Annotated in this window: 6 protein-coding genes; 5 read left to right on the forward strand and 1 reads right to left on the reverse strand. The window is 33.1% G+C overall.

The genetic code is table 11. The features are described from left to right. Window positions 1-259 precede the first annotated feature (259 nt). A complete protein-coding gene (locus V7183_RS08625; protein WP_335359213.1) occupies window positions 260-859 on the forward strand; it encodes an undecaprenyl-diphosphatase in 600 nt (199 codons plus the stop codon). Continuing rightward, entirely contained in the window at window positions 822-983 is a 162-nt protein-coding gene (locus V7183_RS08630) for a hypothetical protein (RefSeq protein WP_165497469.1), read from the forward strand. Before V7183_RS08625 ends, V7183_RS08630 begins: the two co-directional genes overlap by 38 nt. Before the next feature lie 337 nt (window positions 984-1,320). On the opposite strand, the gene V7183_RS08635 is transcribed toward V7183_RS08630, so the two are convergent. Further along, window positions 1,321-1,989, reverse strand: a complete 669-nt coding sequence (locus V7183_RS08635) for an MOSC domain-containing protein (RefSeq protein WP_335359214.1) — start codon at window positions 1,987-1,989, stop codon at window positions 1,321-1,323. 174 nt (window positions 1,990-2,163) lie between these two features. Here V7183_RS08635 and V7183_RS08640 point away from each other — a divergent pair, with 174 nt between their 5' ends. From V7183_RS08640 to V7183_RS08650, 3 genes are all read left to right on the forward strand, one after another. Next, complete coding sequence (locus V7183_RS08640; RefSeq protein ID WP_097897822.1) at window positions 2,164-2,451, forward strand: DUF5316 family protein; 288 nt, start codon at window positions 2,164-2,166, stop codon at window positions 2,449-2,451. A gap of 140 nt (window positions 2,452-2,591) precedes the next feature. Continuing rightward, window positions 2,592-3,227: a CPBP family intramembrane glutamic endopeptidase gene (locus V7183_RS08645; RefSeq protein ID WP_097897823.1), complete on the forward strand. Its 636-nt coding sequence runs from the start codon at window positions 2,592-2,594 to the stop codon at window positions 3,225-3,227. A 48-nt stretch (window positions 3,228-3,275) separates the two neighbouring features. Continuing rightward, entirely contained in the window at window positions 3,276-3,734 is a 459-nt protein-coding gene (locus tag V7183_RS08650; protein ID WP_335359215.1) for a VOC family protein, read from the forward strand. Window positions 3,735-3,816 lie beyond the last annotated feature (82 nt).

A 3,816-nucleotide genomic window follows, 5' to 3' on the forward strand; every position in this document is an offset into this window, starting at 1 on the left:
GATTATTTTTGATACAGTATTTTGTTACAGCTCGTTCAACGGTTAGGATATTTCAGATTCTCAAATACAAGAGGAAGAAACAGTACATTCACATAGCTAAGAAGTAGTTAAGTCCCATTTAAACCTTCTTTCCCATAATAAAATTATAAGCGTACAAGAAGGTTGGTATTTTTAGATGAGTACAATAATCAAAACTATTCATGTAATGAAGGTATATGGCAATCAGTTAAACACCTTACTATAAAGGAGGGCTTTGAAAATGTCTTTTTCTCAATTCAATATTGATATTTTTCGAGCAATTAATGATTTAGGTAAACAATATTCATTCCTAAACTCAGCCATGGTATTTTTGGCAGAATATATGGTATATATTTTTGGTTTAATTATTATAGCTTATTGGTTTACCGGGTTCAGAAAAAGTAGGATGATGGTTATTCAAGCGATGGTTGCTTTTGTGATTGCTGAGGTGATTGGAAAAATAGCAGGGAAATTTCATTTGAATTATCAGCCGTTTGCAGTATTGCCTGATGTTAATAAACTTGTCGACCATGCTGTAGATAATTCATTTCCTAGTGACCATACGATTCTCTTTTTTTCGATTTGTTTTTCGTTTTGGCTTGTTCGTAAAAAGACTGGATGGTTATGGCTTATACTTGCATTTTGTGTAGCGATCTCTCGTATTTGGGTAGGGGTTCATTATCCTTTTGATGTTGCAATAGGGGCTTTAATAGGATGTGTTTCAGCGTTATTTTCGTATTGGTTAGTACAGAAATTTTCTTTTATCAAGCAATTGCTTACTCTATATGAAAGAGTAGAGAAACATGTTTTACCATCCAAAAACAAATCAAAGGGATTTTGAGTATACAAGTATAAAAGTTAGCGTGAAAGATACAGATGCTGACGACCTATATATGGAATGTATTCATGTTGCAGCTATTGCTGAACAAATTAAAGAGCAACAACGAATGAAGAAGGCTTCTTAATTTTGTGTGTTTGTGGATGTGATAAGCGCCCAGGTTTTAGGCAGTGTTGCGGTTCTCTTTCGTTGCAAAGTAAACGTCAAGTAACTCCAAAATATACAATAAAAGTTGATTTTGGAGTTATTTTTTGTTTGCTTAACTTTTTTTCGGCACTCTACAGCTAGATGGTATTACTGACACGTACAAGTTATCAACAATCTTTATGTTGAAAGAATCTTAGCGTATACTAAGACAGTTTCTAAAAGTGAAATCTCATCTTTGCTACTGTAAAAAAACAACTAGCCCCACACAAGAGGTGCTAGTTGACGTAAAATTTGTTATTGGAAGTGCATGTGTTGAATTATCCCCATCCAGCTTTCTTTCCTGAACGGAATTGTTCTTGTATAGCTACACGCATGCTTTCAGATAGTTCCTGAACCTGTAAAACTTGCTCAACCTTTTCAGGATTAAATCGGTCATGAAATTTAACATCATTAACTAAGGCAACTGAAACTTTTTGTGGATGAGGTTCAAGCAGGATCAATGGGTCATTTTTAGATACCATTCCCTCTTTGAGAACTCTGAAAAGAAAACCTGTATAGCCTGTTTCCCGCACTGTTACAATTAATTTAGGCATTTCGTATTTTGCTGCAAGTTTATAACATGGATTACGGGGTTCAGATACTTGGATGATGGCTTCTCCAAACGAGAAAATATCGCCGATATTAGCCTTTTCTTCTGTTAGTCCCGCAACAGTGAGATTTTCGCCGAAAAGAGCGACATCTACCAGGTTTTTGAACATAGGTCTCCAATAATCATAGTAGTCATGCGGATATAAGCACAATGCCTTATTCTCTCCACCATGATACTCATATGCTTGTTCATCACAAACTAACCCAACCTTGTTTAGAAAGACAGAGCCCTCTATCCGTTGCTTCTTAATGGCTGATTGATATACTTTTTTACCGTAAGTATAGGTATCAATCTTGCCTGCGTTTAACGATGTTACTGTATATTGTTCGTTGCTCACCTTCACAACCCCCTGTTTTCTTAAATTATATCATGTAAGAAACAGTTAAAAGCCTTGTATAGTTTATACAAGATGAGTTAACATAACACAACATTATCGGAATTTGTTTAAAAAATATACACTCAATAATATGGTATAATGTGGATATTAAATCTTTTTGAAAGAGGGATCATAATGATAAAGAGAGGACTCATTTCAGGAATACTTCTATTACTTATCGTATCTGTAGAATCTTATTTTAGTCGGGATTGGAGTCACATTTATTATGTATGTGGAACTTTTGGGTTAATTAGCATTGGGTTAGCTTTAGCTTACTTCATTGATAGCTTAATTTTAGGTAATAAAGGAACCCTATTTTCAAAAAAGGAAAAGCGTAAAATTGGCCGTATCGACCAATCAAAAGGTTTTTTAATAATGGCTATTCCAAATCTTATAGCAGCACTAGTTTACATCGTCATTTAATGTATAGCGTATACCAAACTAGTTAACATAATATAAAAAATTAAATAGCGGGAAAATATTTCAAAATCAAGTAATGTTGGATGTCAATCAAATGCATGAATTCCAAAGGAGTTCCTTGTGAGATAGGGTGATAAATCGATATGAGCTACCTTATTGCTTTGGTACTTGCTGTTTTATTAGCTTTTTCATATAAAATTGTTGATATTACAGTTGGTGTTATTATTGGAAGAACGTTGTACCGAAAGATAGAAAATGAAATTATTTATATATGGGGAACACTGCTGACAGTAATTATTTATTTTTATGAAGATAATTATGTATTCCGTTTACCAATTCACTACGAACCAATTGTTCTATTAATCTTGATTGCCGCAATAACGAATATTTTCATTTCACGATACTCAGGGTATAAGCCGAGCGGGAAAAAGAACATCTTAAACTTTGTAATTATGTATCCTATTTTTGAAGAAGTAATTTTCAGAGGGATGATTATACCAATGCTTAATAATTCATTCCCAATATACCCTCTTTATGAAATATTTTACATACCAGTTACGGTACAGATCCTAATATCTTCCTTTCTATTCGCTGTAGCTCATTTACAATATTACAGCTTTAATCAGACTAGCATAAAATTTATGCTGTTCGCATTTTTCGGGGGAATCATATTTGGTATGATTACGGATTACTCACTGTCAATTGTTTTTTCAATATTTTTGCATGTGGAGTTTAATTTACTTTCAGTATATTACTCAAAAAAGAGTACAGCAAATTAATAAATAAGTTATAAATATAAGTTACCAATAAAGAAAGGGAAAAGCATAATGATACAGAGCATATATGAAACTCATTTACATGTAAGAGATTTAGAAAAGGCGATAGATTTCTATCAAAATAAGTTAGGGTTAGCATTAGCAAGGAAACTACCCAAAAGAAAAGTGGCTTTCTTTTGGGTAGGAGAAAGTAAAAAGCAAATGCTTGGACTATGGGAAGTACATAATATTGAAGATTTTGAGATGAAACACTTTGCTTTTGGTGTAGACTTAGAATTTCTAAAGACTTCTAAATTGTGGTTAGAGAGTCGTGGAATAGAAGTGGTAGGAAGCCAGGGAAAAGGAAATCAAGAGCCAATTGTCCAAAGATGGATGCCTGCTGCAAGTGTATACTTTCTGGATTGTGATGGAAATAAATTAGAGTTTATTTCTATGTTACATGATAATCCAGATGAATTAGAATATGCATCCTATTTAAGTGAATGGGATGCGGAACACCAAGAAAAATGAATGAAGTTGTATCTATAAAACGAAAAAAACGTTATTCTTTTTGTAAAATATATAGAAAGGATTACGTTTTTTTACACTTGGG

The organism is Bacillus sp. JJ1127 (assembly GCF_036965845.1).
GTDB lineage: Bacteria > Bacillota > Bacilli > Bacillales > Bacillaceae_G > Bacillus_A.